14 protein-coding genes are annotated in these 16,182 nt (G+C 53.1%); 8 read left to right on the top strand and 6 right to left on the bottom strand.

All coding sequences use genetic code 11. The features are described from left to right. Positions 1 to 58 precede the first annotated feature (58 nt). Positions 59 to 301, bottom strand: coding sequence for a GrxA family glutaredoxin (locus tag Q354_RS0107690; RefSeq protein ID WP_027857093.1), 243 nt, complete (start codon positions 299 to 301; stop codon positions 59 to 61). Between the two features lie 520 nt (positions 302 to 821). Then, entirely contained in the window at positions 822 to 1,391 is a 570-nt protein-coding gene (locus tag Q354_RS0107685) for a TIGR04211 family SH3 domain-containing protein (RefSeq protein ID WP_027857092.1), read from the bottom strand. Between the two features lie 224 nt (positions 1,392 to 1,615). On the opposite strand from Q354_RS0107685, the gene Q354_RS0107680 reads away from it, so the two are divergent. Beyond that, positions 1,616 to 2,437 carry a mechanosensitive ion channel family protein gene (locus Q354_RS0107680; RefSeq protein ID WP_027857091.1) on the top strand — a complete coding sequence of 274 codons (822 nt, stop codon included), beginning with the start codon at positions 1,616 to 1,618 and terminating at the stop codon, positions 2,435 to 2,437. A 56-nt stretch (positions 2,438 to 2,493) separates the two neighbouring features. Here the strand turns inward: Q354_RS0107680 and Q354_RS24975 are convergent, their stop codons facing one another. The 3 genes from Q354_RS24975 to Q354_RS0107665 all read right to left on the bottom strand — a co-directional run bounded on the left by Q354_RS24975 (position 2,494) and on the right by Q354_RS0107665 (position 6,635). After that, a complete protein-coding gene (locus Q354_RS24975; RefSeq protein ID WP_036228912.1) occupies positions 2,494 to 4,686 on the bottom strand; it encodes a sodium:solute symporter family protein in 2,193 nt (730 codons plus the stop codon). Positions 4,687 to 4,830: 144 nt separating this feature from the next. Further along, on the bottom strand, positions 4,831 to 5,124 hold the full coding sequence (gene yidD, locus Q354_RS27845) for a membrane protein insertion efficiency factor YidD (RefSeq protein ID WP_084332513.1): 294 nt from the start codon (positions 5,122 to 5,124) through the stop codon (positions 4,831 to 4,833). A 116-nt stretch (positions 5,125 to 5,240) separates the two neighbouring features. Beyond that, complete coding sequence (locus Q354_RS0107665) at positions 5,241 to 6,635, bottom strand: PhoH family protein (RefSeq protein WP_027857090.1); 1,395 nt, start codon at positions 6,633 to 6,635, stop codon at positions 5,241 to 5,243. 446 nt (positions 6,636 to 7,081) lie between these two features. Here Q354_RS0107665 and cobB point away from each other — a divergent pair, with 446 nt between their 5' ends. Both cobB and ppnN read left to right on the top strand, forming a co-directional pair. Further along, positions 7,082 to 7,789: a Sir2 family NAD+-dependent deacetylase gene (gene cobB, locus Q354_RS0107660; RefSeq protein WP_027857089.1), complete on the top strand. Its 708-nt coding sequence runs from the start codon at positions 7,082 to 7,084 to the stop codon at positions 7,787 to 7,789. A 291-nt stretch (positions 7,790 to 8,080) separates the two neighbouring features. After that, positions 8,081 to 9,484 carry a nucleotide 5'-monophosphate nucleosidase PpnN gene (gene ppnN, locus Q354_RS0107655; RefSeq protein WP_027857088.1) on the top strand — a complete coding sequence of 468 codons (1,404 nt, stop codon included), beginning with the start codon at positions 8,081 to 8,083 and terminating at the stop codon, positions 9,482 to 9,484. A gap of 106 nt (positions 9,485 to 9,590) precedes the next feature. On the opposite strand, the gene bktB is transcribed toward ppnN, so the two are convergent. Beyond that, positions 9,591 to 10,775 carry a beta-ketothiolase BktB gene (bktB, locus tag Q354_RS0107650; protein WP_027857087.1) on the bottom strand — a complete coding sequence of 395 codons (1,185 nt, stop codon included), beginning with the start codon at positions 10,773 to 10,775 and terminating at the stop codon, positions 9,591 to 9,593. Between the two features lie 300 nt (positions 10,776 to 11,075). On the opposite strand from bktB, the gene Q354_RS0107645 reads away from it, so the two are divergent. The 5 genes from Q354_RS0107645 to Q354_RS24965 all read left to right on the top strand — a co-directional run bounded on the left by Q354_RS0107645 (position 11,076) and on the right by Q354_RS24965 (position 16,163). Then, the gene (locus tag Q354_RS0107645) at positions 11,076 to 12,299 is read left to right on the top strand and encodes a cation:proton antiporter (RefSeq protein WP_051559975.1); all 1,224 of its coding nucleotides are present in this window, start codon (positions 11,076 to 11,078) and stop codon (positions 12,297 to 12,299) included. Positions 12,300 to 12,384: 85 nt separating this feature from the next. After that, positions 12,385 to 13,353, top strand: a complete 969-nt coding sequence (locus Q354_RS0107640; protein WP_027857085.1) for a peptidoglycan DD-metalloendopeptidase family protein — start codon at positions 12,385 to 12,387, stop codon at positions 13,351 to 13,353. Next, on the top strand, positions 13,302 to 13,685 hold the full coding sequence (locus Q354_RS24970) for a bactofilin family protein (protein WP_084332511.1): 384 nt from the start codon (positions 13,302 to 13,304) through the stop codon (positions 13,683 to 13,685). Before Q354_RS0107640 ends, Q354_RS24970 begins: the two co-directional genes overlap by 52 nt. A 29-nt stretch (positions 13,686 to 13,714) precedes the next feature. Next, positions 13,715 to 14,506: a class II glutamine amidotransferase gene (locus Q354_RS0107630; RefSeq protein WP_027857084.1), complete on the top strand. Its 792-nt coding sequence runs from the start codon at positions 13,715 to 13,717 to the stop codon at positions 14,504 to 14,506. A gap of 40 nt (positions 14,507 to 14,546) precedes the next feature. Further along, positions 14,547 to 16,163 (top strand): AMP-binding protein, encoded by a 1,617-nt coding sequence (locus Q354_RS24965; RefSeq protein WP_169828869.1) that lies wholly within the window; start codon positions 14,547 to 14,549, stop codon positions 16,161 to 16,163. The last annotated feature ends 19 nt before the right edge of the window (positions 16,164 to 16,182 follow it).

Here is a 16,182-nt window from a genome sequence, read left to right as displayed (position 1 = left end):
TAAAGTCGATCAGCGACTGTTTGGCAAATCCTGATCGGCGTATTGGATCCTATACAGATTATAGACCCTGTTGTTCAACATGTTTTGCAAACTCTGTATAGCCACCGACATGGGTCTGACCGATAAAGATCTGAGGTACTGTTTCTACCGGTTTGCCCACGGTCTTTTCCAGGTCAGCCTTACTGATCCCCTCGCGGTGGATATCGATGTACCGATAGTTGAACTCTTTGCTTTCACAAAGTTCCTTTGCCCGAACACAAAAGCCACAACCTTCCCGGCCAAAAATAGTTACACGCTGCATCTTGGATACTCCTGAATTGAATAGCGCTATTTAACCAGTTGTACGGTTGATGCTTCCAATTGGAACTCTAAATCTGAACGATAAATCGACTCAATAGGGCCCCGGAACAAGTGTAAACCAGAGTTTACAATGGCTGCAGCCAAGTGCCCCCATATCCTGTGGATAACTTTGTGATTAAGTTTTGGGAAAGATGCTCTGTTCCGCATAAATACAGCGATTCAGCGAATTGGTCAAAAAATGCACATATATTTATGTCGTTGATTTTTAAGTAAAAAAATATAGTCAAGCCGCTATTTATGTCAGTCGTGACAAATTTGTGTAAAAAAAACGGGATAAGCCTGAGTCAAGTATTGACTGTGAATATTGGTTAGAAAATTAACGGGAACTGCATGCTAAGGCGGGCGGGGTAATTGTCGGGCGGGACTTAAAACTGCTGGTGAGAATGGCCTGCAGGATTCGGTCAGACCCTGCAGGCTTTGAGTAGTGTGAGAGAGTAGGGGGCGTGAGTGGTGACAGCGGGTCAGACCCACTCACTGCGGGTCTTGCGACGTCCGCGGAACATCGGCAGTACCAGTCCCAGTATAACGCCACCCAGCGCGACCAGGCCGCCGTGGGTAAACCAGCGCATCATATTGCTTTCATCCATCGAGTCGATGCGGAAGTTCAGATCCTTGATGGTTGATTGCAACTTACGGGTCTCTTCCGCCAGCAGTTCCTTCTCATCGCGGACGGCGGCCAGTTCCTGCTGCAGGTTCTGGAGTTCTTCGCGCTGGGTCTCGACAGAGCTGCGGCTGCTTTCGAGATTGGACTCCAGTTCCGGCAGGCGTACAGCAAGGCTGGCTCCTGGTCGTACGTTGTCGTTTGGAACCCAGCCGGTACGACCGCTTGAGGTTCTGATCTGAGTATATTTGCTGGCTTCATCTACTTTCAGAATCTCCACCGGGTCGCCGCTTCGGATACGACCCGTGATGCGATACTGGTTGCCCGGACCTCCATGGTAGAAAGTGAAGACATCATCGGCGATGTGGCCGGGCTTAGCCTGTGCAGTCAGGGGCAGGCTGATGAGCAGAGCAATTAGCAGTTTTTTCATCGATACAGTCATTTGGTCTTCAGGAGGAAACTTATTCTAGGGGGTTGTAAATCATTTTTCGATGGGTGTTAAGGGGTAATGTGATAAAGTTTGCATGAAATGTGGGAATACAAGTCAACTTTTGACTCAATCATGTGTTTTAGTGGGTTTTTGTCGCCAGTTGGCTACAGTTTTATAGCTTATTAATATCCTCACGCTGACAGATCATTATGGAGAAAGATTGAATGAGTGAGTATCAGGAATACCTCGATCTCTACGTGCTGCCGTGGGCAATTAACATTGCCATGGCGCTTGCTGTATTTATCGTAGGCCGTTTTGTCGCCCGGCAGCTGGTGAAACTGATTGAGAAGGGGTTGTCCCGATCTAAGATGGATCAGATCCTGATCGACTTCATTACCTCAATTATCAGTACGATATTCTTACTGTTGGTAGTCGTGGCATCACTGGATCAGCTGGGGGTTAACACAACCTCCCTGATCGCCTTGCTGGGTGCTGCGGGTCTGGCGGTTGGCCTTGCCCTGAAAGACTCACTGCAGAACTTTGCTGCAGGTGTGATGCTGGTGATTTTCCGTCCATTTAAAGATGGAGACTACGTCAAGATAGCCGGTACTGAAGGTATTGTTGAGAAGGTGTCGATCTTCACAACAGTATTGCGATCAGTGGATAACAAAGAACTGATTGTACCGAACGGAGAGATCTACCATGGTGTGATCGTCAACTATTCCAAACGCCCGACCCGTCGTGTCGATATGGTTTTTGGCATTAGCTATGGTGATGATCTGCTGAAAGCCAAGCGCATCCTCACTGAAATTATGGAAGAGGATGAACGCGTACTGAAGTCGCCCGAGTTGACAATAGCCGTGGGTGCGCTGGCCGATAGCAGCGTTAATTTTGTGGTGCGTCCCTGGGTCCGTAGCAGCGACTACTGGCCGGTACTCTGGGATACCACTGAAAAGGTAAAACTGCGCTTTGATGCCGAAGGTATCACTATCCCGTTCCCGCAGATGGAGGTGCATCTGCAGCGAGAACCGGCCGCACAGGCCTGATAGAGCTGGAAGCAGGGAAGGGGCGTAAGCCCCTTCTTTTATGTCTGTAGAGTGGACTACATATTCAGGCGGATTCGCTCTTCCAGCTCTTTCTGTAGGTTTTTATTCTCCTGCTGGGCCTTCTGGGCTTCCAGCCGATAGCGGAAAATCTCTTCATAGCGATGTTCCAGCTTTTCCTCCATCTCCTGGATCATGCGATCCTGTTTCTGTACCCGGGTCTGGAGTTTGTCGATCTGTGACTGCAGATCTTCAATCAGGCCGAAGCTGCCCTGCTCCTGAGCTGGCACGCTGGGTTCTGCGTCCACAATATTCTGGCCGCCAAGCTCGGTGACGATATGGCTGTACAGGGCCTGCAAGTCTGCAGCTTCGCGTTCGGTGTAACGAATGCTGTTTTCCATCGTACTGTGGGCACTGGCGGCCCCGATTGAACCTGCCAGGGTATGCTCTACCATACGGTGAAATTCCACCAGTTCGATGATGGTGATGTGCGCTTTCTTCAGTACCTGAAGGTCTTCTGCGATGGTATGGATGGCGCTGCTGGCCTTGTCGTCGCTAAGGTAGCTGGACAGCAGGGACTGGGCTTCGGCCAGTTTGTGTTCCAGTACGATATAAGCATCCAGCCCGGTTGGCCGTGCACGATGCGGGCGTGACTTCGGCTGCATGGTATAGATGAATTCGGTGGTCAGGTTGCGCTCGTTCTTATGCGGTTTGTAGATCAGTGAGCCGATAACATAGAGGCTTATATTAGCAAGGCCACTCCATAGCAGGCTGTGAGTGACCGCCGGCAGTCCTTCGACGCCCATCAGTGCTTCAGGCCTGAGCAGGCTAATTCCAAGAGGGCCTTCCGTCATCAACTGGGCGTCGAACCAGCCCTGTCGGACAAAGGTGGGCAGTACCATGGTGTAGAACCATACCAGTGCGCCCCCTGCGAGCCCGATCAGCGCGCCAGCGCTGTTACCCCGGTTCCAGAATATACCGCCAAACATGGCCGGAGCGAACTGAAATACAGCGACAAAAGAGATCAGGCCAATAGCGACCAGGATATGGGATTCGGAGAACTCATTTGCAAACCAGTAGCTACCGGTGAGGATCAGTGTGATCACCGCCCAGCGGATCTGCAGCAGATAGGCGCGCCCGGCCGAGAGCAGATTAATTCGTTCGATCAGCGGCAGTACCAGGTGGTTCGAGACCATGGTCGAGAGGGTCATCGTCGTGACGATAATCATACCGGTTGCGGCGGAAAAACCACCGATAAAGGCAACCAGGGTCAGCTCGTTCTGACCCGCCAGCTGAGGCAGCAGCAACACGAAGTAATCGGCCTGAGCGATATCGTAGCCGCTCAACAGCCCGGCGCCTGCGATCGGTAAGACGAAGATATTGATAGCGATGATATACAGCGGGAATACCCACATAGCCGTTTTGATATGGTTCTGGTCGGTATTTTCGACCACCCCCATATGGAACTGGCGGGGCAGGCACTGCACAGCAAAAAAACTCAGCACGATCAGGGTGACCGCAATGGTATATCCGTTATCGCCGCTGATCGATATCACGTGACTGAGCTGCTGTTCGTGCAGCCGGTTAATGATATCGCCAAATCCATCATAGAGGTGATAGGTGACGAAGATGCCAATCGCAAGAAAGGCCGCCAACTTAACCAGGCATTCCACCACCAGTGCAATAACCATCCCCTGATGACGTTCGGTGGGGTCGAGACGGCGGGCGCCAAACAGGATGGTAAAGGCGATCATCATGCCGGTTGTCAGGATACCGGAGAGCTCCCAATCCTGAGATGCGGTGACTTCATGAGTGATCAGGTTGTAGCTACTGGTAATCGCGGTGAGCTGAAGCGCAATATAGGGCATAACCCCGATGATCGCGATCAGCGTAACGACACCAGCAATCTTCTGGGAGCGGTTGTAGCGGGTGGAGATAAAATCGGCGATGCTGGTGATATGGAAGGTTTCCTTCGCCTGTACCATCCGGCGCTGGGTGCTCCACCAGAATGCGATGCTGATCAGTGAGCCTATGTAGATGCAGAAAAACAGCAAGCCGGAGGTAGCTGCGAAGCCTACGCTGCCGTAAAAGGTCCAAGACGTATGGTAGATTGCCAGCGAAAGGGCGTAAATCCAGGGGCTCTTAAAGGTATTGCCGGAGCCTTCCAGCCGTTTTTCCACCCATTGGGCAATCCCGAACAGAACGGCCATATAGCCGATAACCAGCATAATAACGCTATAGGTACTGAACATAGGCGCGGCTTCTATCTTCCTGATATAGACGGACGTTCTGGCGGGCCAGGGCGCGACTGCCAGCAATCGCCGTGACCGCTACCGACTTCCGGAAAATTGTTCTTATATCAATGGAGTATGGCCTACCCTGAGGCGATGTCCAAGCTATCGATGGTCTGACTGTTCGCGGGAGGCGGGGGGATCGCCTGTATCTTTTGGCCCTGACGCACAGTCGCAATGACCGGGCACGGGATCGAAGCCTCCGTCACTGTACGGATGGCAGCGTGACAACCGGCGCAGGCCCAGCCATACGCCTTTCAGGGGGCCGTGTAACTCGATCGCTTCGATCATGTAATGGGAGCAACTGGGGTAAAAGCGGCAGTTGTTGCCCAGTACCGGGCTGATCAGCAACTGATAGCATCTGACCAGCAGGATCAGGCATTTTTTGGCAAGGCGCATGGTTTCGGTTACGGGCAGGTGGCGACGGAATTGTAGTTTTTGCCCATTGTAAATCGGTTGGAGCCTGATACCAAACAGGGCGGCCTGAGCCGCCCCGCGAGATCCTGTTATCCCATTCAGAGATGTTCTTCAGCGTATTCGGCCAGTCGGGAGCGGAATATGCCTTCGAGGTGCACGGTGCAGGCGCCTTCAAACGGCTTGAAGCGTTCAACCACGTAGGTCAGGCCTGAAGTGAGCGCTGTCAGGTAGTTGGAGTCGATCTGGGCCAGGTTACCCAGGCAGATCATTTTTGTGCCTTTACCACAGCGGGTAATAATGGTTTTCAACTGGGATGGCGTCAGGTTCTGAGCCTCATCGATCAGCAGCACGGCATCCTGAATACTGCGGCCGCGAATAAAGTTCAGCGATTTAAACTGAATATTGGCTTTTTCGATGGCGTATTTCACGCTGCTCTGCGGACGCTCATCATGCTCATGCATGGCTTCCAGGTTGTCGTGGATCGAGCTGAGCCAGGGTGTCATCTTCTCCTCTTCGGTTCCCGGCAGGAAGCCGATATCTTCCGCCACAGGCGGCGTTGAACGGGTGACAATGATCTTGTTGTAACGGCGTTCTTCGATCACCATTTCCAGGGCGCAGGCCAGTGCAATCAGGGTTTTACCGGAGCCTGCCGCCCCGTTCAGAATCGCCAGATCAACCGATGGATCGAGTACGGAGTGCATGGCGAAGGCCTGGAATATATTGATTGGCTCAATGCCCCAGCAGTTCTGCTGCATCAGGTGCTGGTTACCCAGATCGAGCAGGGTGACTTTATCGTCGCTGATTGAGCTGACGCGGGCGGCGAACTCCTCGCCTTCATCGAATATATACTGGCCGGGGAACGCTTTGGGCAGGAGGCTGCGGTCCACATCGTGATAAGTATGGCTGCCGACCTGATAGCTTTTCACCTCTTCAACCTGTTCCCAGAACAGGCCTTCAATATACTCATGGCCAGAGGGCAGCAGGTCGAGGTCAGAGACCAGCTGGTCGGTGCGGTAATCCTCGACCCTCTCCAGGCCCGCGCCGAGGGCCTTGAGGCGCATATTGATATCTTTGGTGACCAGGATGATTTTGCGGTGGGGGTTGGTGGACTGCAGGTGCAGGGCACAGTTAATTATCTGGTTGTCCTTGTTTTGCTGGTTTGGCAGAAAGCCCCGCTGCATGGTGAGCTCATGGTCCGGAAAGATGCTCAGCTTACCCAGGCTGATCTCCTGCTGGCCGTCTGTCCCCGGAATTCTGATTCTGACGCCCTTGGTAATCTGGGAAGGCGTCTGGGCTTCGGAAAGAATCTTATCGATAGCACGGATCGCATAGCGTGCTTCCTGAGACACGTTTTTCTTGCGATCTTTTATGTCATCCAGCTCTTCCAGCACGGTCATGGGGATAGAGATATCCTGCTCTTTAAACGCATGAAGACACTTTGGGTCATGCAGCAGGACGTTGGTATCGAGTATGTAGAGTTTGGATGCAGTCATAGCGTTTTCCCTATGCAGCAGACAGAAAGGGCGTTACGGCAGCGCCGTGAACTTTGGATATATCGGTGCAGGCATGGCGGTAGCTGACGACAACAGGCGTAAGCCGTGCCGGAAGGAGTGTTGTTACCAGGCCTGAACAGGCTGGTAACCAGTGGCATAACGACAGCTCGGGGGAATACCCGAAAAGCCTTTGGCGGCAGGCCATTGGCACCGTCGTATCCTTCAACGGTCGGCTGTAATACCGGAAGCATGTTGTCAACGGGATCCTCTTTCCGCTACGACTGACTGATACTGGCCGGAATCCCTGACTGATCGTTATAGCCTGCCAGCAAATGAATTTATTGCAGGATATACAACGATCCGGTCTCAGGTTCCCATACACTCTAGAATAGTCCAGAAAGGATGTTGCTGTTGTATGACATCCGAATATTGAAAAAGGAGTCGCTATGTCGTTACCGCCGATCGTTATTCTTACCGGCGCCGGAATATCTGCCGAGTCGGGTATTCGTACTTTCCGTGCCGCAGATGGACTCTGGGAAGATCACCGTATTGAGGATGTGGCGACGCCTGAGGCATTTGAACGTGATCCGTCGCTGGTTCACCGTTTCTATAATCAGCGCCGCCGGCACCTTCTTTCTCCGCAGATCAACCCGAATGCAGGACACCGCGCGCTGGCCGAAATGGAGCAGAGGTACCCGGGCGAAGTGCTACTGGTAACGCAGAATATAGACAATCTGCATGAGCGGGCCGGGAGTCACAAACTGATCCATATGCATGGTGAATTACTCAATCTGCGCTGTACCCGGAGTGGTGAAATCCACAACCACCATGAGGATTGCGATACGGAGAGCCGCTGCCCCTGTTGCGGCAGACCGGGCACATTGCGGCCGGATATCGTCTGGTTTGGCGAAATGCCAATGCAGATGGAACGTATCTACCATGCGCTGGAGAACTGTGGGCTGTTCCTGTCGATCGGTACCTCCGGGCACGTCTATCCTGCCGCCGGCTTTGTCGAGGTTGCAGCCGCAGCCGGTGCCCGGACTGTCGAGTTGAACCTGGAGCCGTCTAAGGTGCGTTCCGCCTTCGAAGAACATTGCTATGGCCCGGCGAGCGAGGTAGTGCCAGCCTTCGTCAGGCAGCTGTTGGTTGGCTGAACTGTTTGATTTTTATACGGTTTGTGCGCGAGTCAGATCTATAGCCTATAGTGAAGCTATGGATGGGAGTGGCCTTGAAAGCTGAACCGGCGTGACGAACCGGTATCCGGTGATGCTTAAGCGGACCGGTTTTCGGGGTGAACTCCGCCCCCTGCTGCTTCACGAAACCGTCACAGGTTTGTTCAACAGTAGGGGCTGTACAATAACGGTCGGACAGGAAATACGTTCGGGCTTTAGAACAGAAAAATAACGCCTGACCCCTGTACCGGCTTCCGCAGGAGGTGGTAATGCATGATTACCGAACATTTTGTAACAGCGAATGTTACGCCGCTGGATCACCTGGACAGCTTGTCACCCAATGAAGTAGCCAAACTGCAGGATGTTAACCAGGGTGGTCTTTATCGTCTTTTTCGTCAGTGCAGTCTTGCCGTACTTAATTGCGGCAGTGAACTGGACAGCACCAAACAGGTTCTTGAAAAGTATCGAAAATTCGATATCCGCGTGAGTCACAAACACCGGGGAATCCAGCTGGAACTGGTGAATGCACCAGCTTCGGCCTTTGTTGATGGTGAGATTATTACCGGTATCCGCGAACATCTGTTTACAGTGGTGCGGGACTTGCTCTATGTAGGGGACGAGCTTGAAAAGCGTTGTGAAGGGCTCCGGGAGGGCGAGAACCTGAGCAACATGGTGTTTCATATTCTGCGCCATGCCGGTGCGATTCGCCCCCATGTTAAGCCGAATATGGTGGTTTGCTGGGGGGGGCACTCAATCGGCCGCCATGAATACGAGTACACCAAAAAGGTAGGATATGAGTTGGGGCTGCGTGGCCTCAATATCTGCACCGGCTGTGGCCCCGGCGCGATGAAAGGGCCGATGAAGGGGGCCACGATAGCTCATGCCAAGCAGAGGATTTCAGAAGCCCGCTATGTTGGTATCTCCGAGCCCGGTATTATTGCCGCAGAGAGCCCGAACCCTATTGTGAACGAACTGATCATCATGCCTGATATCGAGAAACGCTTGGAAGCGTTTGTGCGCCTGGGGCATGGCATCATTGTCTTCCCCGGAGGGGCGGGTACTACGGAAGAGATTCTCTACATGCTGGGTATCCTGCTGCATGAGAAGAACCATGACCTGCCCTATCCACTGATATTTACCGGACCTGAGGGTAGCGAAGCCTACTTTGAAACGGTTGACCGCTTTATCCGCTCGACGCTGGGAGATAAAGCAGCGGAGCGCTATCAGATCATCGTCGGAGACCCGCATGAAGTGGCGCTGAAGATGAGAGAGGGGCTGGAGGCGGTGACTACTTACCGTAAGGCCACCAGCGAATCGTTCCATTTCAACTGGCAGCTACATATTCCCGAAGCATTTCAGGAGCCGTTTGAGCCGACCCATGAGAATATGGCGGATCTGAAGCTGTCCCGTAACCAGTCTGATTGTCAGCTGGCCGCAAGCTTGCGTTGTGGTCTGTCCGGTATTGTTGCCGGGAACGTAAAAGAACCCGGTATTCGCGCGATCGAAACCCATGGGCCCTTTGAGCTGCAGGGCGAGCCGGCCATTATGGAAGCACTGGATGCGTTACTGGAGTCTTTTGTTGCCCAGCGTCGCATGAAGATTAACTATCAGGAGTACCAGCCTTGCTACAGGATAACGCCACTGGCGGAAACCGCTGCCTGTGATGATCAATCCTGATTACAGCTTTTCCGATCTGGATTAGCTTGCTCAAAAAAAGGGGAGAGCCGGAGCTCTCCCCGAAAAAGGAGCTTTCAGGACGTCTCAAAGGACGACTTCAGTCGAATTAAACGCGCTCGAACAGAGCTGCAATGCCCTGGCCGCCTCCGATACACATAGTGACCACCGCGTAACGACCGCCAGTGCGCTGTAACTCATGCAGCGCTTTGACGGTGATAATCGCACCGGTAGCGCCAATAGGATGTCCCAGAGAGATACCTGAACCGTTCGGATTGACCTTATCTGCCGGCAGCTCCAGATCTCGCGCTACCGCCAGCGCCTGTGCTGCGAATGCCTCATTTACTTCCCACACATCGATATCACCGATCGCCAGGTTTGCCTGCGCCAGCAGTTTACGTACGGCCGGAACCGGGCCAATCCCCATATATTTAGGTTCGACACCGGCAAAGGCGTAACCGGCCAGACGCGCCATTGGCTTCAGGCCCTGAGCGGCAGCCAGGTCGGCAGTGGCCAGGGTCACGGCGGCTGCTGCGTCGTTGACGCCGGAAGCATTCCCCGCCGTGACGGAGCCGTCCTTCTTAAAGGCCGGGCGCAGTTTCGCCATATCCTCAATCTTGCAGCCCAGACGGGTGTGCTCATCTGTATCGAAGATCACAGTGCCTTTACGGCTTTTCAGCTCGACCGGCATGATCTGGTCTTTAAAGTGACCTGCATTGATCGCCGCTTCGGCACGCTGATGGCTCAGGACGGCCAGCTGATCCTGTTCTTCACGGCTGATACCCCATTTCTCGGCGATATTTTCGGCAGTGATTCCCATGTGGGTATTATCGATCGGACAAGTCAGTGCCCCCACCATCGCGTCAATCAGGGTAGTATCACCCATGCGCTGACCAAAACGCGCGGATGGCATCCAGTACTGAGCACGGCTCATTACTTCAGCGCCTCCGGCCACCGCGGCATCGCAATGACCCAGTTCCAGTTGCTGGGCTGCAGTTACAATCGCCTGCAGGCCGCTGCCACAGAGGCGGTTTACAGTCAGTGCCGGTGTTTCCTGGGGCAGGCCTCCTTCGATAGCGGCAACGCGGGAAAGGTACATGTCACGGCGTTCCGTATGAATAACGTTACCGAAAACGCTGTGACCAATATCTTCAGGGTTGATGCCGGAGCGGGAGACCGCTTCAGCGACACAGGCGGCTGCCAGTTCGCAGGGTGATTTGTCCTTCAGGCTACCATTGTAACCACCTATAGCTGTGCGCACGCCGCTAACAACTACGATATCTCTCTGGCTCATTTTGATTCCTTTTTGCTTTTTATCGCCATACACCGAGGCTTTCAAAAACTGCAGTGACGGGCATCAGACCTGTTACCCGTCTTTTAAACTCCCCGCTCAAATTGCGGGCGACTTCAAAACTGCCCGGATCTCCTAAGCTAGCAGTTTAATGTGAAGTCTACATGTATGCGGGGTTGCCTATTGGTTGAATTGACAACAGCTTTTGCGTGCACATCACAATACAGGGTGCGAATTGCTTGATCTTTCGGGCGTCTCTGCCACGATTTGATGATACTGCTTCTATATAAAGGAAGGGCTGTTTTGGATATCGCCAGTATCGTACTGATGTTTATGGGAATGCTGTTATTTGCGGTGGTATTGGCTCCGCTGGCCCAAAAGCTTCATCTGCCCTATAGCCTGGTGCTGGTGCTGGGGGGATTTGTCGGTTCAGAACTGGTGACCATGGCCGGGGTTGATCTGGGTTTGCGGTGGCAGCACTTTCACCAGCTGGTGTTCTACGTTTTTCTGCCGGCGCTGGTCTTTGAGTCTGCCTTGCATATGGACGGGCGCTCGCTGTGGCGTAACCTGCTGGCCATATTGCTGATGTCGACGCCGATGATGTTACTGGCTGCCAGCATCACTTCGTTCCTGCTCTACTACGGGATTGGTTATCCGGCCTATTTCCCGCTGCTCGCGGCCTTCCTGACCGGTGCGCTGCTGTCGGCAACAGACCCTGCTGCCGTGCTGGATCTTTTCCGTAGCTCAGGGGTATCAGAGCGACTTATTCTGTTAGTGGATGGTGAGAGCCTGTTTAACGATGCCACTGCGATCGTATTATTTACCCTGCTATCGGGACTGTTGCTAATGGCGACGGACACGCTGACGGCAGACGTTGTATTGCAGCGATTCCTGATGATTTTCTTTGGTGGCATGCTGGTAGGCTGTGGCGTATCGGCGCTCTTAGGCCTGCTGTACCGGTTATTCTCGACGCCTTTCACCCGGATTTTGATTACGCTGATTGCAGCTTATGGAAGCTATCTGCTGGCTGAAGCCGTATTGCATGTCTCCGGAGTGATGGCGGTACTGGTAAGTGGATTGATTTTTGGCGAGCTGCAACGACGTTTTGCTGATCGTGATAATGATCAGCTGGGCGCGGTATGGGCCTTTAATGGTGAACTGGCCAATGCTTTGATATTCCTTTTGCTGGGAGTCACGGTGACCTGGACCATGTTTGAGCAGCAATGGCTGGCAATGCTGATAGGGATCGGCGCGATTCTTATATCCCGGGCGGCGGCAATGACGGTGTTTATGCCGCTGGTGGCTCTGCTGCCCGGTGAAAAAATGGGCTGGCGCCACAGTCTGGTGATCTACTGGGGAGGCGTGCGGGGAGCGGTGACCGTCGCGCTGGCGCTTTCACTGCCGCTGGAAGTCGAGTCCTGGTTTACTATTCAGTCTATAGCCTATGGCGTGGTGCTATTTACATTGATTGTGCAGGCGCCGACAACCCCCTGGCTGATCAGAAAGCTGAAACTGGCCGGAAACTGACTGGCAAGCGCACGGGGTTTATGACAATACCTTCATTTGCGGTATATTAGCGGCCGCATGTAGACAGGAAGTACAGGGTTATATTTTGAAAGGCCGCTTGATTGTCACGTTGACCACCGTACGTGGCTCACGTCAGTATTCATTGGGACAGATTGCCAAATACGTTTTACTGGCATTTCTACTGGCGGCTGCAGCCAGCTTTTTCATATCCAACGTTTTATTATTCCAGACATCAGACGATCTGGCGGTACTTGAGCAAAACCATCAGTTACTGGAGCAGAATCATCAGCGTTTGGAAGCTGACTATGCATCGATCGCCGATTCGCAGCAGTCCTACCAGCAACAGCTGGAGCACCTGACCCTGTCGTTGAGCCAGATAACCAGTGAAAAGCAGTTGCTGGAGCAGGAGAATCTCCGTATCGGTGAGTTAAATCAATCGCTGGATAAATCATTTTCTGCTGTGGAGTCACTACTGGGCCTGCCTGCTTCAGATAAGGTCGACCGCGAGAGGGCGCAGGAACTGGAAGTGATCGCCCAGAAACGGCTGTTTTTTCTGCACAGCATCCCGAATGGTAAACCGATTACATCGCCCAGAATTACAGATCGCTTTGGCTACCGTATACATCCGGTAGCAAAGAAACGGATTAAGCATGCCGGGATCGACTTTAAGGCCAAAACAGGTACGCCGGTCTATGCAACGGCTGATGGCGTGGTTGAGTTTGCCGGGTACCATAAGAAGAGCGGCTATGGTTATCTGGTGATCATTCAGCACAATCTCGGTTTTAAAACCTATTTTGCTCACCTGAGTAAAGTAAAAGTAAGCAGTCGGCAGCTGATTAAGAAAGGTCAGTTGATTGGCTTGAGCGGCAACTCGGGTATCTCAACCGGGCCGCACCTGCATTATGAGGTTCGCCACCTGCATACTCCGATTAATCCCGAGCCGTTTATCGCCTGGGGACTGAATAATTTTGAATCTCTGTTTACTGAAGTGAAGCATCTGAAATGGGCATCCTTAAAAGAAATGTATCCGCTAAATCAGAACGCTCTGCCATAACTATTATCGCAGAGGGAAATAAGTTCAGTGGTGAGATGAGTATCGTCGGTAAGATGCACGTCGACGGGATTTTTGACGGTACCATATCCTCTATGGACTATATCTCTATCGGTAAGAGCGGCCATATCAGCGGTGTTACCCGTGCCCGGCAGATTATTGTCAGTGGTATCCTCGAAGGGGAGGTTTACTGTGATGAGCTGCATGTGGAGGCCGGTGGCCGGGTCCGTGCTACAGTTGTCAGCAAAGAGATGTCCATCAGCCCGAAAGGTTGCTTTGAGGGTGAACGCAGGGTTAAAGATGTCATGGCGCTACCTGATCTGATTGAAAACTGATCGCGCCCTGGACTGAGCAGGAGAAATAAATGTGTGAATTGCTGGGAATGAGTGCGAACGTGCCAACCGATATCTGCTTCAGCTTCTGTGGCCTGATGCAGAGAGGCGGGGGCACCGGACCGCACCGGGATGGCTGGGGTATCGCGTTCTATGAGGGAAAAGGCGTGCGCAGTTTCCATGATCCGGCTCCCAGTGTTGATTCCGAGATCGCCAGGCTGATTAAAGACTACCCGATCAAAAGTCATGTCGTTATCAGCCATATCCGGCAGGCCAATGTAGGGGCCGTGAATCTGGAAAATACCCATCCCTTTTCAAGGGAACTTTGGGGCTATATCTGGACCTTTGCTCACAACGGCCAGCTTGATCCCGCCTTGTTTGATATGCCTCTGGGAGAGTATCGTCCTGTTGGTACCACCGACAGTGAGTATGCTTTCTGCTGGCTGCTGGGACAGATCCGTGAACGTTTCCCAACGCGGCCAGATGACTTTGCTGAGCTCAATAGCTTTATCCACAGTTGTTGCGAGCAGCTGCGGGCTCTGGGGGTCTACAATATGCTGCTAAGTGAGTCGACCCATCTTTACTGCTACTGCACGACCAAACTCTCCTGGCTGACCCGGCGCGCACCCTTTGGTGAAGCCAGCCTGAAGGATTATGAGATGGCGGTGGATTTTTATAAGGAAACCACGCCCAAGGATGTTGTGACGGTCATTGCAACCGATCCGCTAACAGAAAACGAAGACTGGAGTGCGCTGAAAACTGGCGAGATGATAGTCTTTGTTGATGGTGATCCCAGCTGGTCCCGTTCCGCTATTGCCGATTGAAACGCAGGGGGAACCATTGGACTGCAATGAACGGGAGTTATTGGCTGAAATCGATAATACGGTCGATCTGTTTTCCTATCTGGAGAGCGGCCTTCTTCGTAATCCGGAAAATCCGGCCATTTCCAATATGGGGTCCAGTCTCAGTTATAGTCAGTTACTCTCTCTGAGTCGGGACCTTGCCGCCTGGTTGCAGAGCCGGAGTCAGCTGCGCCCGGGAGACCGGGTTGCCCTGATGATGCCTAACCTGTTGCAGTATCCTGTGGCTGTACTGGCATTGCTCCGGGCTGGTTTTGTGGTTGTAAATATCAACCCGTTGCTGTCTGAAGATGAGCTGTACCGCCAGCTGAAAGCGGCCGGCGCCAAAGCCATTATTGTACTGGCGAACTCGGTGAAGCTACTGGAAGCTGTACTGCCGGTTTTGCCGCCGCTTGATGTCATTGTTACCGAACTGGCCGACCTGCATCCTTTTCCAAAGCGGCAGACAATCAACTTTCAGGCGCGCTATATCAGAAAAATAGTGCCCCGCAGTTCAATCCCGAAAGCGTATAGCCTGACTAAGTGTCTGCAGCTTGGCGCGCGGCTGACACTCAGCCCGGTACAGTCATCGCCGGCTGATGACGCGGTTATTCAATTCACCAGTGGCTCCACAGGCAAGCCCCGTTTGGTTGCGCTGAGTCACCGTAACCTGATCGCTAATCTTGTCCAGACGGATAAGCTGATCATCGCCCGGTTAGGGGATCTGCCCCAGGTCGTCGTGACCCTGTTGCCCCTCTATCATATTTACAGCTTCACCCTGAACCTGCTGGCCATGCTGGGTAAAGGTCATCATCTTGTGCTGATTACTAATCCGGCAGATACCAAAGGTGTCGTGAAGACGCTATCTCGCTGGCATTTTTCTGTGCTGGCCGGGCTTAACACTATGTTTGTGGGGCTATGCCGCTCCTCTGAGTTCAGGCAGCTGGATTTTTCTCATCTGCGGCTAACGATCTCCGGTGGAACCTCTCTGACCGCATCAGCCGCTGAACAGTGGTGGCGAGTCACTGGCTGCCGTATCACAGAAGGTTATGGGCTGACAGAGGCTTCCCCCATCGTTTCGGTAAACTTACCCGAAGAGCAGCTCAGCGGGGCTGGCCTTCCCCTACCTCTGACCCAGGTTCGGGTGGTGGATGAGGAGGGGAATCTGCTCTCGCACGGTGAGGCCGGGGAGTTGCAGGTCAAAGGGCCTCAGGTAAGCACGCTGGAAAAAGATCCGGAGACCGGCTGGTTATCCACCGGCGATATGGCCCGCTTATCTGCGAGCGGAATCCGGATTCTGGATCGTAAGGTCGATGTGATCGAGACCCAGGGGTTTTCGGTCTACCCCAGCGAAGTGGAAAATATTATTTGCAGCCATCCCGATGTGATGGAGTGCTGCGTGATCGGTGTTCCCTGCGAAGAGAAAGGGGCTTTTATAAAGTTGTTTATTGTTACGGAGAATCCGCGCCTGGGGCTCAAGCAGGTGCGCGATTATGCCCGTGAACGTCTGACCTCCTACAAGGTGCCGGAGCAGCTTGAATTTCGTCAGAGTCTGCCGAAAAATGATATCGGTAAACTGTTGCGACGGGTCCTTCGCGAGGAGGAGCTGAGCAAGCAGCTTAAACCCCGCCGCCACTTATGATCTTTTTTCAGCCTGCGTA

The organism is Marinobacterium jannaschii DSM 6295, from assembly GCF_000620085.1.
In the GTDB taxonomy this organism is placed as follows: domain Bacteria; phylum Pseudomonadota; class Gammaproteobacteria; order Pseudomonadales; family Balneatricaceae; genus Pontibacterium; species Pontibacterium jannaschii.
This window is presented reverse-complemented; position numbering and strand designations above follow the sequence as displayed.

Bases quoted from the DNA above. Each gene is read 5' to 3' on its own strand.
- Q354_RS0107690 (WP_027857093.1), bottom strand. From the start codon at position 301: ATGCAGCGTGTAACTATTTTTGGCCGGGAAGGTTGTGGCTTTTGTGTT.
- Q354_RS0107685 (WP_027857092.1), bottom strand. From the start codon at position 1,391: ATGAAAAAACTGCTAATTGCTCTGCTCATCAGCCTGCCCCTGACTGCA.
- Q354_RS0107680 (WP_027857091.1), top strand. From the start codon at position 1,616: ATGAGTGAGTATCAGGAATACCTCGATCTCTACGTGCTGCCGTGGGCA.
- Q354_RS24975 (WP_036228912.1), bottom strand. From the start codon at position 4,686: ATGTTCAGTACCTATAGCGTTATTATGCTGGTTATCGGCTATATGGCC.
- yidD (WP_084332513.1), bottom strand. From the start codon at position 5,124: ATGCGCCTTGCCAAAAAATGCCTGATCCTGCTGGTCAGATGCTATCAG.
- Q354_RS0107665 (WP_027857090.1), bottom strand. From the start codon at position 6,635: ATGACTGCATCCAAACTCTACATACTCGATACCAACGTCCTGCTGCAT.
- cobB (WP_027857089.1), top strand. From the start codon at position 7,082: ATGTCGTTACCGCCGATCGTTATTCTTACCGGCGCCGGAATATCTGCC.
- ppnN (WP_027857088.1), top strand. From the start codon at position 8,081: ATGATTACCGAACATTTTGTAACAGCGAATGTTACGCCGCTGGATCAC.
- bktB (WP_027857087.1), bottom strand. From the start codon at position 10,775: ATGAGCCAGAGAGATATCGTAGTTGTTAGCGGCGTGCGCACAGCTATA.
- Q354_RS24970 (WP_084332511.1), top strand. From the start codon at position 13,302: ATGGGCATCCTTAAAAGAAATGTATCCGCTAAATCAGAACGCTCTGCC.
- Q354_RS0107630 (WP_027857084.1), top strand. From the start codon at position 13,715: ATGTGTGAATTGCTGGGAATGAGTGCGAACGTGCCAACCGATATCTGC.